15 protein-coding genes are annotated in these 19,170 nt (G+C 39.4%); 5 read left to right on the top strand and 10 right to left on the bottom strand.

Features of this window, described 5'->3' with window-relative positions; translation table 11 throughout:
* From K0A91_RS06640 to K0A91_RS06630, 3 genes are all read left to right on the top strand, one after another.
* On the top strand, positions 1–680 hold a 680-nt coding region (locus K0A91_RS06640; protein ID WP_295009226.1), incomplete at its 5' end, for an efflux RND transporter periplasmic adaptor subunit.
* A gap of 10 nt (positions 681–690) precedes the next feature.
* Positions 691–2,274: an efflux RND transporter permease subunit gene (locus tag K0A91_RS06635; protein WP_295009224.1), complete on the top strand. Its 1,584-nt coding sequence runs from the start codon at positions 691–693 to the stop codon at positions 2,272–2,274.
* Positions 2,274–3,962: an efflux RND transporter permease subunit gene (locus tag K0A91_RS06630; RefSeq protein ID WP_295009222.1), complete on the top strand. Its 1,689-nt coding sequence runs from the start codon at positions 2,274–2,276 to the stop codon at positions 3,960–3,962. The genes K0A91_RS06635 and K0A91_RS06630 overlap by 1 nt, the downstream gene beginning before the upstream one ends.
* A gap of 118 nt (positions 3,963–4,080) precedes the next feature.
* On the opposite strand, the gene serA is transcribed toward K0A91_RS06630, so the two are convergent.
* The 7 genes from serA to pheS all read right to left on the bottom strand — a co-directional run bounded on the left by serA (position 4,081) and on the right by pheS (position 13,481).
* Positions 4,081–5,670, bottom strand: coding sequence for a phosphoglycerate dehydrogenase (serA, locus tag K0A91_RS06625; RefSeq protein WP_295009220.1), 1,590 nt, complete (start codon positions 5,668–5,670; stop codon positions 4,081–4,083).
* Positions 5,670–6,149, bottom strand: a complete 480-nt coding sequence (locus K0A91_RS06620; RefSeq protein WP_295009218.1) for a hypothetical protein — start codon at positions 6,147–6,149, stop codon at positions 5,670–5,672. Before K0A91_RS06620 ends, serA begins: the two co-directional genes overlap by 1 nt.
* Positions 6,149–7,810 carry a 30S ribosomal protein S1 gene (locus K0A91_RS06615; protein ID WP_295009216.1) on the bottom strand — a complete coding sequence of 554 codons (1,662 nt, stop codon included), beginning with the start codon at positions 7,808–7,810 and terminating at the stop codon, positions 6,149–6,151. The genes K0A91_RS06620 and K0A91_RS06615 overlap by 1 nt, the downstream gene beginning before the upstream one ends.
* A gap of 150 nt (positions 7,811–7,960) precedes the next feature.
* Positions 7,961–8,788, bottom strand: a complete 828-nt coding sequence (locus K0A91_RS06610; protein ID WP_295009214.1) for a 4-hydroxy-3-methylbut-2-enyl diphosphate reductase — start codon at positions 8,786–8,788, stop codon at positions 7,961–7,963.
* Positions 8,789–8,887: 99 nt separating this feature from the next.
* On the bottom strand, positions 8,888–10,159 hold the full coding sequence (aroA, locus tag K0A91_RS06605) for a 3-phosphoshikimate 1-carboxyvinyltransferase (protein WP_295009212.1): 1,272 nt from the start codon (positions 10,157–10,159) through the stop codon (positions 8,888–8,890).
* Positions 10,156–12,492: a phenylalanine--tRNA ligase subunit beta gene (gene pheT, locus K0A91_RS06600; protein WP_295009210.1), complete on the bottom strand. Its 2,337-nt coding sequence runs from the start codon at positions 12,490–12,492 to the stop codon at positions 10,156–10,158. Before pheT ends, aroA begins: the two co-directional genes overlap by 4 nt.
* Entirely contained in the window at positions 12,489–13,481 is a 993-nt protein-coding gene (pheS, locus tag K0A91_RS06595; RefSeq protein ID WP_295009208.1) for a phenylalanine--tRNA ligase subunit alpha, read from the bottom strand. Before pheS ends, pheT begins: the two co-directional genes overlap by 4 nt.
* A gap of 123 nt (positions 13,482–13,604) precedes the next feature.
* On the opposite strand from pheS, the gene K0A91_RS06590 reads away from it, so the two are divergent.
* On the top strand, positions 13,605–13,961 hold the full coding sequence (locus tag K0A91_RS06590) for a histidine triad nucleotide-binding protein (RefSeq protein WP_295009206.1): 357 nt from the start codon (positions 13,605–13,607) through the stop codon (positions 13,959–13,961).
* Between the two features lie 31 nt (positions 13,962–13,992).
* Positions 13,993–15,183: a murein transglycosylase domain-containing protein gene (locus tag K0A91_RS06585; protein ID WP_295009204.1), complete on the top strand. Its 1,191-nt coding sequence runs from the start codon at positions 13,993–13,995 to the stop codon at positions 15,181–15,183.
* On the opposite strand, the gene K0A91_RS06580 is transcribed toward K0A91_RS06585, so the two are convergent.
* The 3 genes from K0A91_RS06580 to K0A91_RS06570 form a co-directional block, all read right to left on the bottom strand.
* The gene (locus K0A91_RS06580) at positions 15,178–15,642 is read right to left on the bottom strand and encodes an OsmC family protein (protein ID WP_295009202.1); all 465 of its coding nucleotides are present in this window, start codon (positions 15,640–15,642) and stop codon (positions 15,178–15,180) included. The genes K0A91_RS06585 and K0A91_RS06580 overlap by 6 nt on opposite strands.
* Positions 15,643–15,644: 2 nt before the next feature.
* Entirely contained in the window at positions 15,645–17,024 is a 1,380-nt protein-coding gene (argH, locus tag K0A91_RS06575) for an argininosuccinate lyase (RefSeq protein ID WP_295009200.1), read from the bottom strand.
* A gap of 329 nt (positions 17,025–17,353) precedes the next feature.
* Positions 17,354–19,168, bottom strand: coding sequence for a menaquinone biosynthesis decarboxylase (locus tag K0A91_RS06570; protein ID WP_295009199.1), 1,815 nt, complete (start codon positions 19,166–19,168; stop codon positions 17,354–17,356).
* Between the last annotated feature and the right edge of the window lie 2 nt (positions 19,169–19,170).

Below are 19,170 nucleotides of genomic sequence, written 5' to 3'. Positions count from 1 at the left end.
TTATGGGATTTGTTACAAACGTAAAAGTATCAGAGGGCGACGAGGTTAAAAAGGGAGACCTGCTCTATACCATCGACTCAAAAGAGATAGATTCTGCACTAATTCAAGTTGAGCTTGGAATCTCTCAGGCACAGCTCTCTCTTCAGATGTATCAAAACCAATATACAAATGTTAAGTTAAATTTGGAGAGACATAAAAGACTATTAGAAAAAGATATGGTCTCAAAATTTGAGGTTGAAAATCTCGCTCTTGCCGAAGCAAATCTGGCGACTATGATTTTTATTGCCACAAAACAGGTCGCTCAGGCTCAGGCACAGCTTGAAGAGGTAAAAAACCAGTACCGCTACCTAAATATTACCGCTCCAAACAACGGCGTAATTGTTAGAAAAAACATAGAAGTAGGCGAAATGGCAATGCCTGGGATGCCTGCACTTGAGCTCTCGGACCTAACAAACCTAAAAATTTCTGCAGAGATATCAGAAGACAACCTATCTCTAATCAAAGAGGGGAAAAAGGTAAAAATCAACATTCCTTCGCAAAACATAGAAGCAATCGGCACCGTAAGCGCAATCATACCTAGCTCAAATCCTATGACACACTCATTTAAGATTAAAATATCATTTAAAAATCTCTACAAATCTATTTATCCCGGTATGTACGCAACCGTTGTAATCGATTAAAGGTTAAAATATGAGCAGTTATGAACCCACAGATATTGCAGGAAAACTCGCGGCAGGATTTTTGCGCAATCCGCTAACCGTTGTTCTTGGCATATTTTTGCTCTCCATCGGATATCTCGCACTAAATGTTATGCCGCGCGAAGAGAACCCTCAGATGGTAGTAAGCGGCTCAACCGTAATTGTCGCACTTCCCGGAGCAAGCGCCGCCGAGATTCAAAGAGTTATTGTCAAACCCTTAGAGAGAAAACTAAAAGAGGTCAAAGGCGTTGAGAACATCTCAAGCATGGCTATGGACAGTGTCGGCATCGTAAACGCAGCGTTTTTTATAGGAGAGGCAAAAGAGAACTCAAACCTAAAGATTTATGACAAAATCATGCAAAACTCTGACATGTTTCCTCGTGGTGCGATGAATCCGATAATCAAACCGCTTGATATCGACGTAGATATCCCAGTTGTATCCGTAGCTTTTTACTCAAAAAACGAAAACATGAGCAAAACAGAGCTTTATGAGAGGGTAAAAGATATTCAGCACCACATTAACGGGCTAAAAAACGTCGCCGTGACTGAGTTAAAAGGCGGAAACAGAAGACAGTTTAACATCGAAGTAGACCTGAACAAACTCTCAGGATACAACATCTCAATGGGGCAGATTGTCCAAGGGGTTCAATCGCTCTCATACAGCGTTCCTGCTGTAAAAAACAGAACCAAAGAGAATGAGATAATAATGCTCGGGGTTAAAAATGCCATCGAGAGCGAAGATGATATAGGCAATATCATTATCGCAAAATATATGGGCTCTGCGATTTATCTAAGACAAATCGCAAAAGTTACAAGCTCTTACGACATACAAAATTTCAAATCGGCAAGCATAAGCCAAAAAGATAATAACGGAGAGTTTTCGCCGCTGCAAAACCAAGTAACGCTCAGCGTCTCAAAACTTCAAGGCACAAATGCAGTAGTTATCGCGGATGCAGTTAAGAGCGAGCTAGAGAGTTATAGAGAGTTTTTACAGAATAACGACATCGGCTACGTTATAACAAGAAACGACGGAGAGAGAGCAAATGAAGCTGTAAACGAGCTTGTCTTTCACCTTCTTTTGTCCATTGTAATCATAGCGATTTTGCTAGTTCTCGTGCTTGGCTGGAGAGAGTCTCTTATAGTAACCTTTACAGTTCCCGCGATTTTGGCAATTACCATTTTTGTGGCTTATCTGACAGGACAGACCATCAACAGAATAACCCTTTTTGCATTCCTTCTTTCACTTGGGCTTTTGGTTGATGCGGCTATTATCGTTATTGAAAATATTCACAGACACTACCACTCAAAATCCTCGGCAAACAAAAGTGTTGACGACATAATGATAGAGGCGACGGATGAGATAGGACCGCCGACAAATATAGCGACTCTGGCGATTATTATGACGATGATTCCAATGGCGTTTGTCGGGCAGATGATGGGACAGTTTATGAAACCGATTCCCGCAAATGTTCCCGTTGCTCTTGTCGCTTCACTTTTTGTAGCATATATTTTTACACCATATTTGGCGGCTAGAATGTTAAAAAAACCTGATTTTCACGCTGAGGAGAAGCACTGATGTTTAAAAAATTTCAAGATACGGTTTTTGAGGGTATCCAAAACCCAAAAAAAAGAAACCTAATCTTAGCAGCGACGCTAGCGGCATTTATACTCTCCGTGCTTATGATTGCGCCGAGCAAGATGGTTTTGGCAAAGATGCTTCCTGGGAAAAATAACGACACATTCACTATCTATGCAACTCTCTCAGAGGGAAGCTCAATAGAGCAGACTACCAGAGTAGCTGAGTGCATATCCGGTCATCTTAAAAAAGAGAAAGAGATAACCGATTTTGAGATATTTTTGGGCATGGGAGCTCCGCTTGATTTTGCAGGACTAATCAAGGGTTCTCACTTTAAAAACAGCGAAAATGTGGCGGAAATAGTCGTAAATCTTACAAAAAAACACCACCGTGACGAGCCATCGTACTTTATGGTTCAAAGAGTAAGACCGCTTATCCAAAATGAGTGTACGCAGCTCCATAGCAACACAACCATCACATTCGTAGAGCCTCCTGCCGGTCCTCCTGTTTTAGCTGCAATTGTGGCGGAAGTTTATGGTCAAGAGAGTGATGGCATCAGAGAGCTCTCCCTTAGAGTAGCTGATGTCTTTAAAAACACGGCTGGGCTTGTTGACGTAGAGATTATGCAAGATGATATTTATGACACGTTTGAGGTTGAAGTTGACAGCACAAAAGCATCACTCTCGGGTGTAAATATAAAACAGCTAAACGACATTTTATACCTTGCATTTGAGGGGATGCAGATAGCTGTCAAAAACTCTGATGTGGCAAACGACCAGATACCAATCTACCTCTCTTTGGGCCTTGAGTCCAAAAAATTCTCATCAAAAGATATAAATGCCATTAATGCAAAACTATCATCTCTAAAACTGATGAATGAGATGGGCATGATGACGCCTATTACGGAGCTGGTCTCTATCGTGCCAAAAAAATCAAACCCTATGATTATGAGCAAAAATCTCCACAAGATGACAAACGTAATGGCGGAGACGGATATGGTCTCTCAGGTTTACCCTCTTATGGAAGCAAGAGATACGATATTGAAGACATTTGACGACAGATATGAGATAGAAAAAACAGGTCTCTTTAATCTTAAGCTAACTGATAAAGAGAGCAGACAAGTTTATGAGCTGATTTGGGACGGTGAGATGGAGGTAACTCTTGATACTTTTGTCGAGCTGGGAGCTGCTTTTATCGCAGCACTTGTGCTTATATTTTTACTGATGGTTATCTATTATAAAAGCTACACACTTAGCGGCATCATACTTCTAGGCTCATTTTTATCAATTATCGGCGTAATTGTAGGACACTACATAATGGATCTCTTCACCTCGGATACATTCTTTTTAACTGCTACGTCGCTCATAGGTTTTATAGCGCTTATCGGGATAAGTTCAAGAAACTCTCTTTTATTGATTGACTTTACAGCCTCTTTGATGAGAGACGAGAAGATGCCAAAAGCTGAAGCGATTGCATACGCTACGGCAACGCGCGCAAAACCTATTTTTCTCACCGCCGCAGCCATTATACTTGCTTCGACTCTTTTAGCCGGTGACGCAGTATTTGGCGGTCTTGGAGTTGCTCTTATATTTGGAACAATTGCAGCGGTTATCGCATCCTTGATTATCGTTCCGATACTGCTCTATAAAGCTGATTTAAATAGACATTTTAATTTGGATGATGAGTAGAAGTTTTCTAAAAAAAATTAAAGGGAAGCTTATTTCTCACACATCCTAATGATGTGTGTAGCCTTAGGGGTTTCTCCCTACCTAACAATATGGGCTTTGCTCATATTGTTAGTTTAGTCTATAATCTAGCGTACTGAACGCTTAAACAAGCGTCAATTTTTAGCAGTTCGCTTAGCGTTACATCACTTATAATGCTGTCAACCAAAATAACGGCGAGTGCCTGTTTTTTGTCGTTTCTAGCAAGCGAGAAGTCCGCTATATTCACATTGTGTTTTGCCAGAGTAGAACCGATGTTTCCGATAACACCCGGAACGTCTTGGTTTTTAAGTATTACCATGTCGCCTTTAATAGCAACCTCGATATCAAAGCCGTCTATTGATACGATTCTAAATACGTTATCATCAAAAATTGTAGCGCTGATTGTAGTCGTTCCGCCCTCAGCCGTAGTCAGTTTTATAGTGATTAGATTTTTATAAACAGATGAGTCGTGAAGCGCTTCAAACTCAACCTTGATACCTTTCTCTTTTGCTATAAAATCAGCATTTACATAGTTGATAGTGTCATCACTTACTTGGCTCATCGCGCCTACTGCAACAAATGTAGCAAGAGAGTCTACATATTTTGCAATCTCTCCCTGCCCGCTTACTTTTATGGAGATAATCTGGGATTTGTTAAGCTGAGATTCTAAGAAACCAATCTTCTGCCCCATCTCCAAGAACGGTTTTACAAACGGCGGTATTTTGCTCTCGTCAATCGGAAGATTCATAGCGTGTGCGTAAGAGATTCCCTTAGCTGCAGCAATTGCGTTTTCAGCCGCCTGAACACCGATGTTATACTGAGACTCATATGTATTTGCACCCAAGTGAGGAGATACAGTTACATTGTCAAGGTCAAGAAGCGGATGATTTGTAGCAGGTTCTTTCATAAATACGTCAATTCCTGCAAAACGAATTTTACCGCTTGTTAGCCCCTCATAAAGAGCATCTTCGTTGTAGAGACCACCTCTAGCACAGTTGATTAAAACCACGCCGTCTTTCATCTTTGCAATCTCTTTTTTGTCTATCATATTAACAGTCTCTTTATTTTTAGGCGTGTGGATAGTAATAATATCGCACGCTAAAATATCTTCAAAGTTCTTAGTGTATACCATATTGCAGTCTGTTACTTTTGAAGGGTTTATATATGGGTCGTAAGCGACGATATCCATCTCAAACGCCTGAGCTCTTTTTGCTACGCGGCTTCCGATATTTCCAAAACCGATAACACCGAGCTTCTTACCCTTCATCTCATATCCGTACCACTTCTCTCTTTTCCACACTCTATCATGTTTTAGATGGTTGTGTGAATATGGAAACATTCTCATACATGAGAGCATATGCGTCATGGTTAGTTCAACCGCCGCAATAGTGTTTGCAGTAGGAACATTCATAACAATTATTCCCTCTTTTGAACACCCTTGGATATCAACATTGTCAACACCAACGCCTGCTCGCACGATAGCTTTCATATTTTTTGCTGCAGCAATAAACTTATCATCAACATCAGTCGAACTTCTTGTTATTGCGACATCAGCGTTTTTGATAATGTCTAAAAGTTTTACTTTGTCTTCATCAGCAGCCATAACAAAATTTATATTCTCATCATTGCGAAGCATCTCTAAACCCGCTTCGTGAATATGATCACAAACAACTATAGTATATTTTTGCATTACGTATCCTCTTTGTACAGCCCGACATTGGCTGAAATTTGATAATTTTTTAACACTTCGACTAGAGAATTTAGTTTATCTCTGTCCTTTGAGAAAATTAGCAGCTCAGCACCGCTCTTATCTTTTTTTAGATAATACTTTAATCGATGTTGCTTTAACTCCTCTTTTAAACAGAAGAGTTGATATGGGTCCAATATCGGTGCTGAGAGTTTGTATACAGTTTGGCTTACTATTTTCTCATTCAAATCAACTTGAATAAAAACCTCATTGACAGGATAGAAGTATCCCAGTTTTTCTGACTTTGAAAAATGGTTCAACCAAACTTTTTTAGCCTCTCCTACTGTTGCGCTGCTTTTGTGCTCTAGCGGAGAGAGTCTTATATAGGTCTCATTTGAGTTAATTGAAATAAGAAAAAAAATGATAAAAACAGCTACCCCTAACGCTATGAGAGGAGTGAGCCATTTTAGAATCTTTCGCACTATTTTTGCTTAAATTTATCTTTAATTAAATCGCCTAAAGAGTGTGCTTCATCATCGTTAATCTCATCAAGCATTGCTTGATTTTTAATATAGTCAAGTTTTTTAACAGATAGACGGATACGGTCACGTTTAGTATCTATAACAGCGATTGCTGCTTCAATTTTTTGACCTATCTCTAAAGAGGCTTTTTCAAGCGGAGTAAGATCTTCGTCGCGAATAAGCGCATCAACGCCGTCTTCTAAAGATACGAAAACACCGAAATCTTTAATATCACGAATTATTCCTGTAACAACGCTGTTTAACTTATGGTTTTTAGCAAAAGAATCAATAGGGCTCTCTAAAAGAGCTTTTCTGTTTAGTGAAATTTTTTGGTCTTCTGGATTGATTTTAGCTATTTTAACTTCAACTTCATCGCCGACTTTTAAAATATCTTTACACTTAACATTTTTGTCCCATGAGATATCTTGGTTATGTAACAGCCCTTCGATACCGTCTATACGAACAAATGCGCCGAAATCTGTAAGAGACGTTACAGTTCCTTTTATTAAATCACCCTCTTTGTAGTTTTTCATAAACTCATCAAAAGGTTTTGCAAGAAGTCTTTTTAGTGAAACGCGAAGCTTGTGAGTTTTAGGGTTTATCTCTATAACTTCAACATCAATCTCTTGACCTACTTTTAGGTAGTCATTTGGATTTTTAACGTTTTTATCCCATGAGATTTCAGATATGTGTAAGAAACCTTCAATGTCGTTTCCTAAGTCAACAAATACACCGTATGCTTCAATGTTTGAAACAGTAACAGTAATTGTATCGCCTTCGTCTAATTCGCTCTCAACTTCTGCCCAAGGGTCAGACTGAACAGCTTTGATAGAGAGAGAAAGATGTCTTTTATCTTTATCATAAGAGATAGCTTTAACCATAACGGTGTCGCCCTCTTTATAAAGTTTAGAAGGGTTTACAGGACCTTTGTAGCTGATTTCGTTGTAGTGAACTAAACCGTCTACTCCGCCAACATCAACGAACATACCGTAACTAGTAATTTTCTTGATGGTTCCCTCAATAATGTTGCCATCTTCCATCAGCTTGTCGATAACCTCTTTTTTCTTTTTGCGCTCGTCATTGAAAAGTTTGCGGCGAGATACAACAATAGAGTTTTGCTCCTCATCAATCTTGACAACCTGAGCCTTTATTTTGCGCCCAATAACTTCATCAGTATCTTTAAACGCAGCAAGTGAACGAGGCATAAAGAATGCAACATCGTCAGCTTCTACAACATAGCCGCCACGATTTTTCTTTGTAATAACACCGTCAATAATAATATCTTCAAAGTCTTCTTTGTGCTTATCAATAAAATCTATAGTTTTTTGTTGCTCTTGAACTTTTTTGTATGATATCTTAGGACGCTCATTGTAGTATCCGGTAACCATTACCTTGATTTTATCGCCAACGTTAAACTTTAACGTACCGTTTTCGCTAATTTCATCTAGACTAAGAATACCTTCTAGTTTATCACCTACTCCTACTAATGCTCTGTTTTCATCCGCTTGGATTTCAACAATCTCACCCTCTACGATACGAGTTGTCTCTTGCTGTTTCTCGCTTGCAGCAAACATCTCTGCAAAATTTTCTTCTTCTTCAAATGATTCGTTATCGAACGCCATTACCTATCCTCTGTTACATAAAAATTTCGTGAGTATATCCAATTATTGATAATATTTTTATTAATTATGTAAAAAACAGGCTATGAGGAGGAATGGAGTTTAGAAAAATTGTAGAAATTATTAAAAAATAATCTCTCTAAAAGAGAGAAATTAGCAGTTTTTTTGTATTGCGTTGACAACATTTTGAATAATCCAGTCGGGGGTAGATGCACCTGCGCTGATTCCGCAAAACTCTTTAGACTTAAACCATGAACAATCCAAGTCATTCTCATCTTCAATATGGTAGCTGTCTTTGCAGTTGTCGTGAGAGATACTGAAGAGCTGTTTCGTATTTGATGAGTTTTTCCCGCCTATAATTATCATAACGTCAGCTTTTTTAGAGATTTTTCTCACAGCTTCCTGATTCTCAAATGTTGCATTGCAGATAGTGTTAAATACTCTTACCTCTTTATAACGAGGAATAAGATAGTTTGCAATCTCTAAATAATCTTCAACTTTTCTGGTCGTTTGGGCAACAAGCGCTATCTTCTCTTTTAGTTTTAAATCTTCGAGTTCTAGCGGGGATGTAACAACTCTTGCACCGTGTGTCGCATAGCTTTTAACACCCTTGATTTCTGGATGGGCTTCATCGCCAAAAATTATGATATCGTACCCCTGCTCGCTCATCTCCTGACAAATCTGCTGCGGTTTTGTAACATAGGGACATGTCGCATCTACAACGTTTACCCTGTTTGCAACAAGCTCTTCAAGTTCATTTTTCGGAATGCCGTGCGTGCGTATAACCGCCTTCTCCCCTGAAGCAAAACTTTTGTGGTCATCCGTCAGACTAACCTTGAAATCTTTCTCTAAGCGTTCAATCTCTTTGGAGTTATGTATAAGCGGACCGTAAGTCGAGGAGTTTTTATTCTCTTCAGCTATTTTAATAGCCCTTTTTACGCCAAAACAAAAACCGTAACTCTCGGCAAGTTCTATCTTCATGTTTGTCTCCTTTTAAAAAGAAGTGAATTCTTTTAAAATTCCCCTCACTAAAGCTAAGCCTGTCGGCTAGAAGCTTTTTATTCTTTCTAATATATCAAATCAAATAGTAGTAATCTTTCGCAAAATATCAAAAAAGTTTGGAAACGACGTGTTTATACAATCAACATCATTCACGCTCATACCGCATTTAAGCCCCGCAATAATAAAGCTCATAGCAATTCTGTGGTCTCCATGGCTGTCAATCACAGCCTCTTTTAGCTTACCGCCCCTTACGCTGTAGCCGTCATGAACTTCATCAACTTCAATGCCGCAAGCTCTTAGACCGTTTACTACGGTAGAGATTCTATCACTCTCTTTTACACGAAGCTCTTCGGCGTTCTTAACTACACTCATACCCTCTGCACATGCAAAAGCTATCGAGAGAGCAGGAAGTTCATCAATAAGCCAGGAGATATTGTGTTCAACGGTTATCGCTTTTAACGGCGCATATTTCAGATGTATATTTCCAATTGGCTCATACTTGTTTTCAGTAGTCTCGTATCTTATATCAGCACCCATTCTCTCCAATGCCTTAAAGGCTTCAATACGCGTAGGATTAAGCGTAACACCCTCTAAAATTACATCAGAGCCAGGAGTAATTGCCGCTGCAACTGCGAAGAAAAACGCGCTTGATGGGTCAGCGGGGACTCTGATTTTTAGCGGAGAGAGAAGTTTTTTCATAGGTTTTACTCTTGTAATCAACCCATTTGCCTCTATCTCTGCACCCATCCCTTTTAGCATTCTCTCGGTATGGTCGCGGCTAAGCTCTGGTTCGCTGTAACTGCACTCGCCATCAGCCCTGAGTGCTGCCAAAATCATGGCGCTCTTAACCTGTGCGGAAGCGATTTTACTCTCGTAATTAAAGGCTCTAAGAGAAGCTCCTCTAATGCTTAGCGGAGCCAAATCTCCGTTGTTTCTGCCGTCTAGTTTTGCACCGATTCCTTGAAGCGGAGAAGTTACTCTCTTCATCGGGCGACGTCTAAGGTACTCATCTCCAGTTAGCACAAAATGACCCTCTGCTGAGCTTAAAAGCCCGCAAAACAGCCTCATTCCTGTCCCTGAATTTCCGCAGTCGAGTATCTCGCTGCTCTCTTTTATCCCATCAGAACTTATCTTGATGGTTACACCGTCATCTTCAACTGTCGCGCCAAGATTTTTTACTATATTTAAAGAATTGAGAGTATCTTCTGCTCTTAAAAAGTTAGTTATCTCGCTTGTTCCATCTGCTAACATAGCAAACATAGCACAGCGGTGAGATATTGATTTATCTGGTGCTATTTCGGAAATTTTAAGCGAAAAAGGCGATGCCTTTATAACTTTAACGCTGCTCATCTAATTTCTATACCAAGCTCATTTTTAAGTGCAGTTAAAATCGCGTCCATTGAACCTGTTATGTCATCCTCTTCCAGTGTTTTATCAAACGACTGAAGAACAAAACGAATCGAGAGGCTCATATTGTCACCCAAAGAGGCGTCACTGTATCTATCAACAGGATAGAATCTTACAAGATTCTTTGTTTGTGATAAATCGATTACGCTCTTGACCTTCTCATAACTCATCTCTTTTGGCATAACGATACTCAAATCCCTAAAAGATGCCTGATATTTTGAGGTCTGATTTGCAGTTTTTAAACCGTATGGCAATTTTTCAAAATCCAGTTCGCACATGTAAGTTATGTCCAAATCATAGCTCTCTTGTACGCTTGGATGAACTCTAAAGAGCTCACCTACAACTTCGCCCTCTATCAATATTTGAGCGGACGCAAATGGGTGAGAAAGAGAGTGGCTAGTCTCAACCGCTCTTAGCTCAAATGCTCCGATAATGTCAGAGACTTTTTGTGCAAAAAATACAAAATCAACCTTTGATGGCTTACCGCAATTTGAGATACTCTCAGCCTCTTTATCTCCGCAAAAAAGCATAGCCATTTTCAGAGACTCTTCTCTTTGAGAGTTAAATACAGACCCGACCTCAAAGAGCTTTACGCTCGAATAACCGTTTTTGGAGTTATTTGACGCAGCTCTCAGCAGTCCGCTAAGAAGCGTAGTTCTTAAAGTGTCAAGAGTATTTACAATCGGATTTAAAAGCTCTTTGCTCTCATCTACAGTAGCAAATCCATGCTCCTCGAGTACTCTTTTTTCGTCAAAAACAAAGTGTACGGACTCAAAAAAGCCGCTGAAAGCTGCTTTATGTCTATATGTCTGTCTCTTTTTGTATTTTGTATAGTCGTCACTCAGCCTGTTCTCTTCTGCAAAGATAAAGGGCTTTGATGGAATATTGTCAATACCGACTAAGCGCACTATCTCTTCTACGATATCCTGTTTATTTGATATATCGTGTCTAAATTTCGGAACTGAGACAACAAAATTGTCGCTTGATGATTTTGTGGTGTCAAAACCTAAATTTTTAAGAATCTTAGTTATCTTCGCCCTATCTATAACAGCGCCTATTATCTCATCAATCTCTTTTTTGCTGACACTTATAATTTTATCTTCGTTTACTTCGCCAAGCTCTATAGTGCCGCCGTAAACTGTAGAAGCAGAGTTTGCTTCTAAAACACTAATACAGTAGTCAAGGCCTTGATTTAATTCAGGTTCGCTTCCTCTTGATGCTCTATAGTATGCCGGGCAAGCAGGCACTTTTTTCTCTTGCATCCTCTTGGAGATAACATCAGGCGGGATATAAGTAGCTTCAATCAGAATAGTGCCTTCGCTGCCTACAACCTTTGAGGCATCATCTTGACCCACTCCCACGATTGAGGCTTTTTTATTCTTTGATATAATCGATGCGAAACCGTTCTCATCTTTACCAAGAGAAACTCTTGCCATTGTCTCGTTTTTTGCACGGAAAAAGTTAAAATCGTAGGCTCTTAAAATTACGCCCGTACTGTGAATAGCATATAGAATAAGGGACTCTATATCCGACTCTCTCTTATCCTCTATTTGCACCAGTCTCAGCTTTGTAACAAACGGAATATTTAGATTTTTCAGCTCTATTGCTTTATATCTGATATTTACGTCGAGATTGTTCTCATGAGAAAGCGTTAAAATTCGCCCAATTCCGACTCTTTTATCTTCATCCTCTTTTGTGTTTATCTCTCTAAGCGGCTTATCAAAAGCAGCGCTCAAATCTCTTGCAACTCCTCTGATGCTTAGGCAATCCCCGCGGTTTGCTGTGAGTTCTATCTCTATAATGTCATCGTTAAATATAGGATTTGTAGATACATCCTCTCCTATTTTATACTTTCCTATACTGCTGTCTAGCTCTATAATTCCGCTGCAAACATCTCCTAGACCAATCTCTTTTGCTGAACAGAGCATACCATAAGACTCTACGCCGCGAAGCTTTACAGGCTTAATTACCATGCCATCTGGCATAACGGCACCTATGGTTGCAACAACAACATCAAGTCCAACTCTTACGTTTGAAGCGCCACATACTATCTGGCGTGTACTTGTTCCGATATCTACCTGACAGACATTTAGCTTATCGGCTTCAGGGTGTTTAACACACTCCACGACTCTTCCAAAGACGATTTTTTCAGGAACTTTGTTGTTTACAACGCTGTCAACCTCTAAACCTATGGAATTTAATTTTTTTAATAATTTATCAGTAGATATAGAACTTAAATCTATCCACTCGTTTAACCAACTTTTAGTAACTATCACTGAAACTGCTCCAACAACTTAATATCTCCCTCAAAGAGTGAGCGAAGATCTCCTATCTGATGAATAAGCATCGCAAATCTCTCGACTCCTAGGCCAAACGCATATCCGCTTACGTTATCATATTTAACCGCTTCAAAAACGTTAGGATCTACAATTCCGCAGCCCAAGACCTCTAGCCAGCCTGTTTTTGAACAGACTCTGCACCCTTCGCCCTTGCAAAATACGCAAGAGATATCTACCTCCGCAGAGGGCTCCGTGAAAGGGAAAAAACTAGGTCTAAAACGCACTTCGACATCACCAAACATGTACTTTAAAAAATCCTCTAGTATAAACTTCAAGTTTGCAAAAGATACTTTGCCATCTTCATCAACCAAAAGCCCCTCGACCTGATGAAACATAGGGGTGTGTGTAATATCGTAATCTCTCCTAAAAACTGCTCCCGGAGCTATCATGCGAATTGGCGGTTTTGTGCTCATCATCGTTCTTATCTGAACAGGCGAAGTGTGTGTACGAAGCAGCATCTCGTCTTTGAAATAAAAAGTATCTTGCATATCGCGTGCTGGGTGGTGTTTAGGCAGATTAAGCGCCTCAAAGTTGTTAAAATCATCTTCAACCATAGTTCCGGTTTTTACGGCAAAATTCATTGACGAAAAATACTCCACAATCCTATCCATAGTCTCCATAACTGGATGAAGCGCGCCTGCTTGGGGCTTTTGTCCAAACATAGAGACATCGATTGCCTCCGCTTTCATATTTTTGATAAGCTCTTGTGTCTGAAGAACTATCTTTTTAGCAGTCAGCTCGTTCATAAGTCCATTTTTATGAACGTTTAACTCTTGTGCAATTTTTGATTTTTCCTCATCCGGTGCTTCTTTCATTCTAGCAAATTCTGCTGCCAAAACACCCTTTTTGCCGAATACAGATATGCGAATCTCTTCGATTCTATCAACACTCTGTGCTTCTTTTATTGCGTCGTACCACTCTTTCAATAGACTCACCCGTATTTGAGGGAATTACCCTCTTAAATTTTAGAACGATTATAGTCAAAAATAATTTACATATAGCTTCATTTGTCAATTTATATGTTACAATAAATAAAAAAAGAGGGTCAAATGTGTATATTTTGTAAAATCGTGAACAAAGAGATACCGTCAAATGTTATATTGGAAAACAAAGAGTTTCTGGCGTTTCACGACATTAATCCAAAAGCTCCCGTTCACATATTGGTTATCCCGAAATTACATATAGATAGCTTCAATGAGGTTACGGGGCAAACTATGAAAAATATGACCGGTTTTATACATGATGTTACAAAAGAGCTAAAGATTGAAAAAAGCGGTTACAGAGTTATTACAAATGTTGGCGAAGATGGTGCTCAGGAGGTAAAACATCTCCACTTTCACATAGTCGGAGGTGCTAAACTCGCATGGTCGCACCTAAGCGATGCAGACCCAAAAGGAAAGTTTTAAAAAAGCCATCTTGTGGCTATAGGCAGAAAATATGAGTAATAAATTTTTCATCTCACTTCTTATCTCTTCAATGCTATATGCCCAAAGCGCGTCTGAATTTAAAAATGCTCAGATGCAAAGTTTTGAAGATGCAAATAATGCTTTTGGGGACTACAAGCAAAGCGTTGAGGAGGAGTTTGAGAGTTATCAAACAAATCTGCAAAAAGCCTATGACGACTATAAAAAAGAGATTGCCATTTACTGGGAAGAGCCTCTGATGTCAACTCAAAAAAGATGGGTTGCATACACTAAAGACAAAAAAACCAGAACTAACGTAGATTTTGAAGAGGAGAAAATAGTTCTTCAGACAATAGCATCTTCAAAAGAAGAGGCGAAAAAAAAGCTTCAAGACGCACTCTTGCATGCAATTACCGCAGACACCAAAAAAGCCCATGAAAGCGACCCTTTAGAGCAAAAACTATCAGAGGTAAAAAAACCCTCAGGAGTTGTTGAGAGCGAGATAAAATCGGAGCCGATTCTCTCTAGCGTAATTTTTGAAAAAGAGCCGACAAAAGAGAAACTGATAACCTACATAGATAAAAATACACAAGATAAAAATATCCAAACAACAGACTCAAGCAAACTCAAAAATACAAAAATATATACGCTTAATATCTCATTGCCGAGCGATACAATGATTAAGAGGTCTAAAATATATTACGAAGAGGTAAAAACACAATCTCAAAAGCAAAATATTCCTCTCTCGCTTGTCTTTGCCATTATGCACTCGGAGAGCAGTTTCAACCCAAGAGCAAGGTCACATGTGCCTGCTTATGGCCTAATGCAGATAGTTCCTAAAACTGCGGGCATCGACACTTATCACTTCTTGTACAAAGAGAAAAAACTCGTCTCAGGAAGCTATCTCTACGACAGCAAAAACAATATAACGATGGGGAGTGCTTATCTGCATATACTCTACTACAGATATCTAAACCAAATAGAAGACCCTCTCAGCCGCCTATACTGTACGATAGCAGCTTATAATACTGGAGCTGGAAATGTTGCGTGGGCTTTTGTCAGAACTAACAATACTAAAAATGCGGCGCTCGTAATTAATAACTTGACGCCAGAGCAGGTTTACAACAAACTTCTTAAAGATTTAAAATATGACGAACCAAAAACCTATCTTAAAAAAGTAACGCAAAGAGTTAACTCTTACCGTAAAGTGTACGGCTTACTATGATAGACAGCTCTCTATCTTGCCCATGTCCAGAATGCTTCCGCCGCCTGAAATCATCTTTTCATTCTCTCTAATTTTATTGCCGTTATGAGTTATAGAGTACGTTATTGCAACACTGTCTCTTATGGTGTTAATCGTTGAGCAGTATGTCTCTAGCGAAGCCATGACCCACCTTGCTGCGACTATGTCATCACCATCCGAATTAAAACCGTAATCCAGATGAAGAGTGTTAAACTTTTTCGGGAAATCCTCGTTTCTTATAGCATCGCCGCTGATTACTAAATTTGAAACTGTTTTGCCCTGATTTTTGGGAAGCAACACCATATCTGTAGCGCTACATGAGATAATCCCAGATAAAAAATACTCCAGCGGAGATATCTGCGGAGCGTCGATTATAAAACTGCTCTTATCTGTTTTTGCTTCAAACTTCATTCCATCTAAATGTGATACAACTACTCTCATAATTATTTCTCCAAGAAGTTTTTAAAATAAGCCAACTGCTCTTCTGTTCTTTGTGTAGATGTTCCGCCTGCAGAAGTTCTGGCATTCATAGAATTCTCGATTGATAGAAATTTCAGAACGTCTTGACCTATTCTGCTATCTATCTCTTGAAGATATTTCAACTCGATATCGCTCAAATCAATTTTTAGCTCTTCGCTTTTTGCCACAGCTTTTCCCGTAATAAAGTGAGCCTCCCTGAAAGGAATATCACACTTTTGAACAAGATAGTCAGCCAAATCAGTAGCACTAAGATGCCCCATTTTACAAGCACTGCTCATATTATGAGCCTTAACCTGCATAGTCTTAATAGCCTCTTTTAGTATTTCCAGTGAAATTTCAGCAGTCTCAACCGCATCAAAGACGCCCTCTTTATCTTCCTGCGTATCTTTGTTATAGGCAAGCGGAAGAGCTTTCATAACGGTAAGAAGACCCATCAGAGAGCCGTAAACACGCCCGGTCTTTCCGCGAAGAAGTTCCGGTACGTCAGGATTTTTCTTTTGTGGCATAATTGAAGAACCAGTAGAGTACTCATCGCTAAGTTCGATAAATCTAAACTCATAGCTAGACCACATAACAAGCTCTTCACTAAGGCGTGAAATATGCATCATCATCGTAGATATGTTAAACAAAATCTCCAACGCAAAATCTCTGTCACTTACCGTATCAAGGCAGTTAACGCTTACACTGCTAAATCCTAAAAGCTCCGCCGTCATATCTCTGTCTATTTTATGTGGAGTTCCAGCAAGTGCCGCACAGCCAAGCGGAGAGACGTTGTTTCTAGCATGTGAGCTCTCAAATCTCTCAATATCTCTTTTAAACATTGACAGATAGGCGCCTAAATGGAAAGCGAAGTTTATAGGTTGCGCATGTTGAAGATGCGTCATTCCTGGTAGAAGCGTCTGGGTGTGCTTTTGTGCAACAACGAGTATCTCCTGCATCAAAAGCTTTACGGCACCCACTATTTCCAAATTTTTACGCAATACGTAGCGGCGAAAATCTACTGCAATCTGGTCGTTTCTGCTTCTTGCAGTATGGAGTTTTTTACCGGCATCGCCGATAATTGCAGTCAAGCGCTTCTCAATGCCCATATGGAGGTCTTCATCCGATATTTTCCACTCAAATACCCCTGACTCTATCTCCTCTTTTATCTGGGAGAGCCCTTTTGTTATTTGAGATAGTTCCTCAGCAGTTAAAATCCCCTGTTTTGCAAGCATCCCAGCATGTGAGAGAGAGCCCTCGATATCTTCGCGATAGAGTTTTCTGTCAAACATAATAGAAGCATTAAATTGATCTAGAAGAGTTGATGCACTCGCAGAAAAACGACCTGACCACATTTTGTTCATAATAATTTCCTTGAAGTAGTTAAAAAAGTTTCGTATTTTAGCCAAATTAAACGATTTTACAAAATGAAGAGGGTAATTAAGATAGAAAAAATCTATCTTATTTTAAGAGAGTCGAATTCCTATCCTGCTTTATGACACTTAACACATTTTATCACAAACTCTTTTTTACCCTTATAGACCGCCGCATTTGCGTAAAATGAGGTAAGAACAAATATGGCTAAACAGAGATAAAAACCTTATTCATGCACCAAGTCCCTTATAATAATGGATTATGCTGTATTACCATTTATTATATTAACCCTATAGCCAGCAACAAAGATACTAAATTATCACAACTGAAACTTTTCATGCACTTTTTCGTTCAAATCCCAGATGCCTTTGCTCTTTAAAGAGTCTATAACGCTTTGAGTACAATCAACATCATCGGGCCATCTTCTCTCGAATCCATCAAGCATGTTTTTGTTTGTCCCATCAACTCCGACCATTAAACCTGAGATAAAAATATCTCTCTGAGCATCTATGTTGTTCGTGACTCTCCAAATCAACATGTAGGAATTAAAGATATCATTTTTTTGCGCATCAACAAAAACTACGATCCTGATATGCATGCTAAGTTCTACAAGAGCGTCAAAATATTGCTTTGCATTTTTTGTTTTATTTACAGATATCACGGTTATAGGATTTTTTGTTCTTCTCATGTATTGATGAAGATTGAGCGCATCAGGCATAACCTCTTTTACTCTTGCCAAAAGTTCTTCATCACCTAGTAGCTGAGGAGCATCTAGCTTATACGCAGCGGTTGCATCAATCCCAAGTTTTCCACCAACTAGAGTCTCCGGAGATGAGTGGTCAAGCGCATCCAAAATCCCTTCGGTAATAAAGAGAGACTTTGGCGTAAACCTATCTAGTACATAAGCAGTTACAGCTTCGTAGCTTTCAAGTTTAGGAGCTTTTTCATCCAGAAATATTGCATGTTTTACAAAACTCATCTGTCCTGCACCCCAAAAAGCGTGCATAAACTGTTTTGCATGTCCTTTATAGTGAGGCTGCATCTTTGCAAGAATAAGATTGTGAAAACCTGCATTCTCAGGCATATGGTAATCAAGCAGATCAGGAGCGGTTGTTTTTAAAAGCGGGAAAAATATCTTTCCTGTTGCCCAGCCCATATATTTATCCTCAAGAGGCGGCTTGCCGACAACTGTTGCTAAATATGTGCGCTCTTTTTTCATCGTAATCGCACTCACCTGCATAACCGGATATGGCTCTTCAAGGGTATAGTAACCGGTATGGTCGCCAAACGGTCCCTCAATTTTCATATCGTTAGTATCTACCCACCCCTCAATAACGTAATCAACATCATGCGGTATATAGAGCGGAGTGGTAAGCGACTTTACAAGTTTTGCGCCCTCTTTTTTTATAAGTCCATACATCAAAAGCTCGTTTACGCCGTATGGAAGAGGAGCAGTCGCACACCAAGTGTAAAGCGGATCTCCGCCGATAGCAATGCTGACCGGCATCTTTTTGCCTGCTTTTTGATACTGGTCAAAAAAGTGTGAAGAGTCTTTGTGAATCTGCCAGTGCATACCCAAATGATTTTTATCATAAACCTGAAGTCTGTACATTCCAAGATTTATCATCTCGCCATCAAGACTCTGTGTATAGACCTGCCCCATAGTTATAAACGGACCGCCGTCTTGCTCCCAAGTAGTGAGAATAGGGAGCTTATAAAGGTCAATACTCTCATCCAAATATTTTAACTGCTGACATGCGGCCTTAGCCGTTGTACGTTTTGGGAAAATATTTTTAAGTGAAAAAAGTTCTCCTGCCATTGAGATTTTGTCAAAAAATTTCTCAGGAGGTTTCATATGCAGCAGCTTTGTTATCTCCTCTGCAATAGACTCTATTGTTCTGCCAAAGATAAGCTCGCAGCGCTTATATGAACCAAAAACGTTCATCAACACGCCCTCTTGAAACTTTATGCCGTTTTTTTTGTCTACAACGTTTGTAAAAAGTATCGCCTTGCCGCCATCTTTTTTCTTTACTTCTGCGTAAGCTAAATGAGGAATCTCCAAATATATATCAACTTCTTCTTCAACTACTCTTAGTTCATTATTATTTTTTAGTAACGCGATGGTTCTTTTCATAT

Source organism: Sulfurimonas sp. (assembly GCF_019429335.1).
Lineage (GTDB): Bacteria > Campylobacterota > Campylobacteria > Campylobacterales > Sulfurimonadaceae > Sulfurimonas.
The sequence above is the reverse complement of the archived record's forward strand: the minus strand, read 5'-3'. Positions and strand labels throughout refer to the sequence as shown.

Excerpts from the sequence above, each read along its gene's own strand:
- K0A91_RS06635 (WP_295009224.1), top strand. The coding sequence starts at position 691 with ATGAGCAGTTATGAACCCACAGATATTGCAGGAAAACTCGCGGCAGGA.
- K0A91_RS06630 (WP_295009222.1), top strand. The coding sequence starts at position 2,274 with ATGTTTAAAAAATTTCAAGATACGGTTTTTGAGGGTATCCAAAACCCA.
- serA (WP_295009220.1), bottom strand. The coding sequence starts at position 5,670 with ATGCAAAAATATACTATAGTTGTTTGTGATCATATTCACGAAGCGGGT.
- K0A91_RS06615 (WP_295009216.1), bottom strand. The coding sequence starts at position 7,810 with ATGGCGTTCGATAACGAATCATTTGAAGAAGAAGAAAATTTTGCAGAG.
- K0A91_RS06610 (WP_295009214.1), bottom strand. The coding sequence starts at position 8,788 with ATGAAGATAGAACTTGCCGAGAGTTACGGTTTTTGTTTTGGCGTAAAA.
- aroA (WP_295009212.1), bottom strand. The coding sequence starts at position 10,159 with ATGAGCAGCGTTAAAGTTATAAAGGCATCGCCTTTTTCGCTTAAAATT.
- K0A91_RS06590 (WP_295009206.1), top strand. The coding sequence starts at position 13,605 with ATGTGTATATTTTGTAAAATCGTGAACAAAGAGATACCGTCAAATGTT.
- K0A91_RS06585 (WP_295009204.1), top strand. The coding sequence starts at position 13,993 with ATGAGTAATAAATTTTTCATCTCACTTCTTATCTCTTCAATGCTATAT.
- K0A91_RS06580 (WP_295009202.1), bottom strand. The coding sequence starts at position 15,642 with ATGAGAGTAGTTGTATCACATTTAGATGGAATGAAGTTTGAAGCAAAA.
- argH (WP_295009200.1), bottom strand. The coding sequence starts at position 17,024 with ATGAACAAAATGTGGTCAGGTCGTTTTTCTGCGAGTGCATCAACTCTT.
- K0A91_RS06570 (WP_295009199.1), bottom strand. The coding sequence starts at position 19,168 with ATGAAAAGAACCATCGCGTTACTAAAAAATAATAATGAACTAAGAGTA.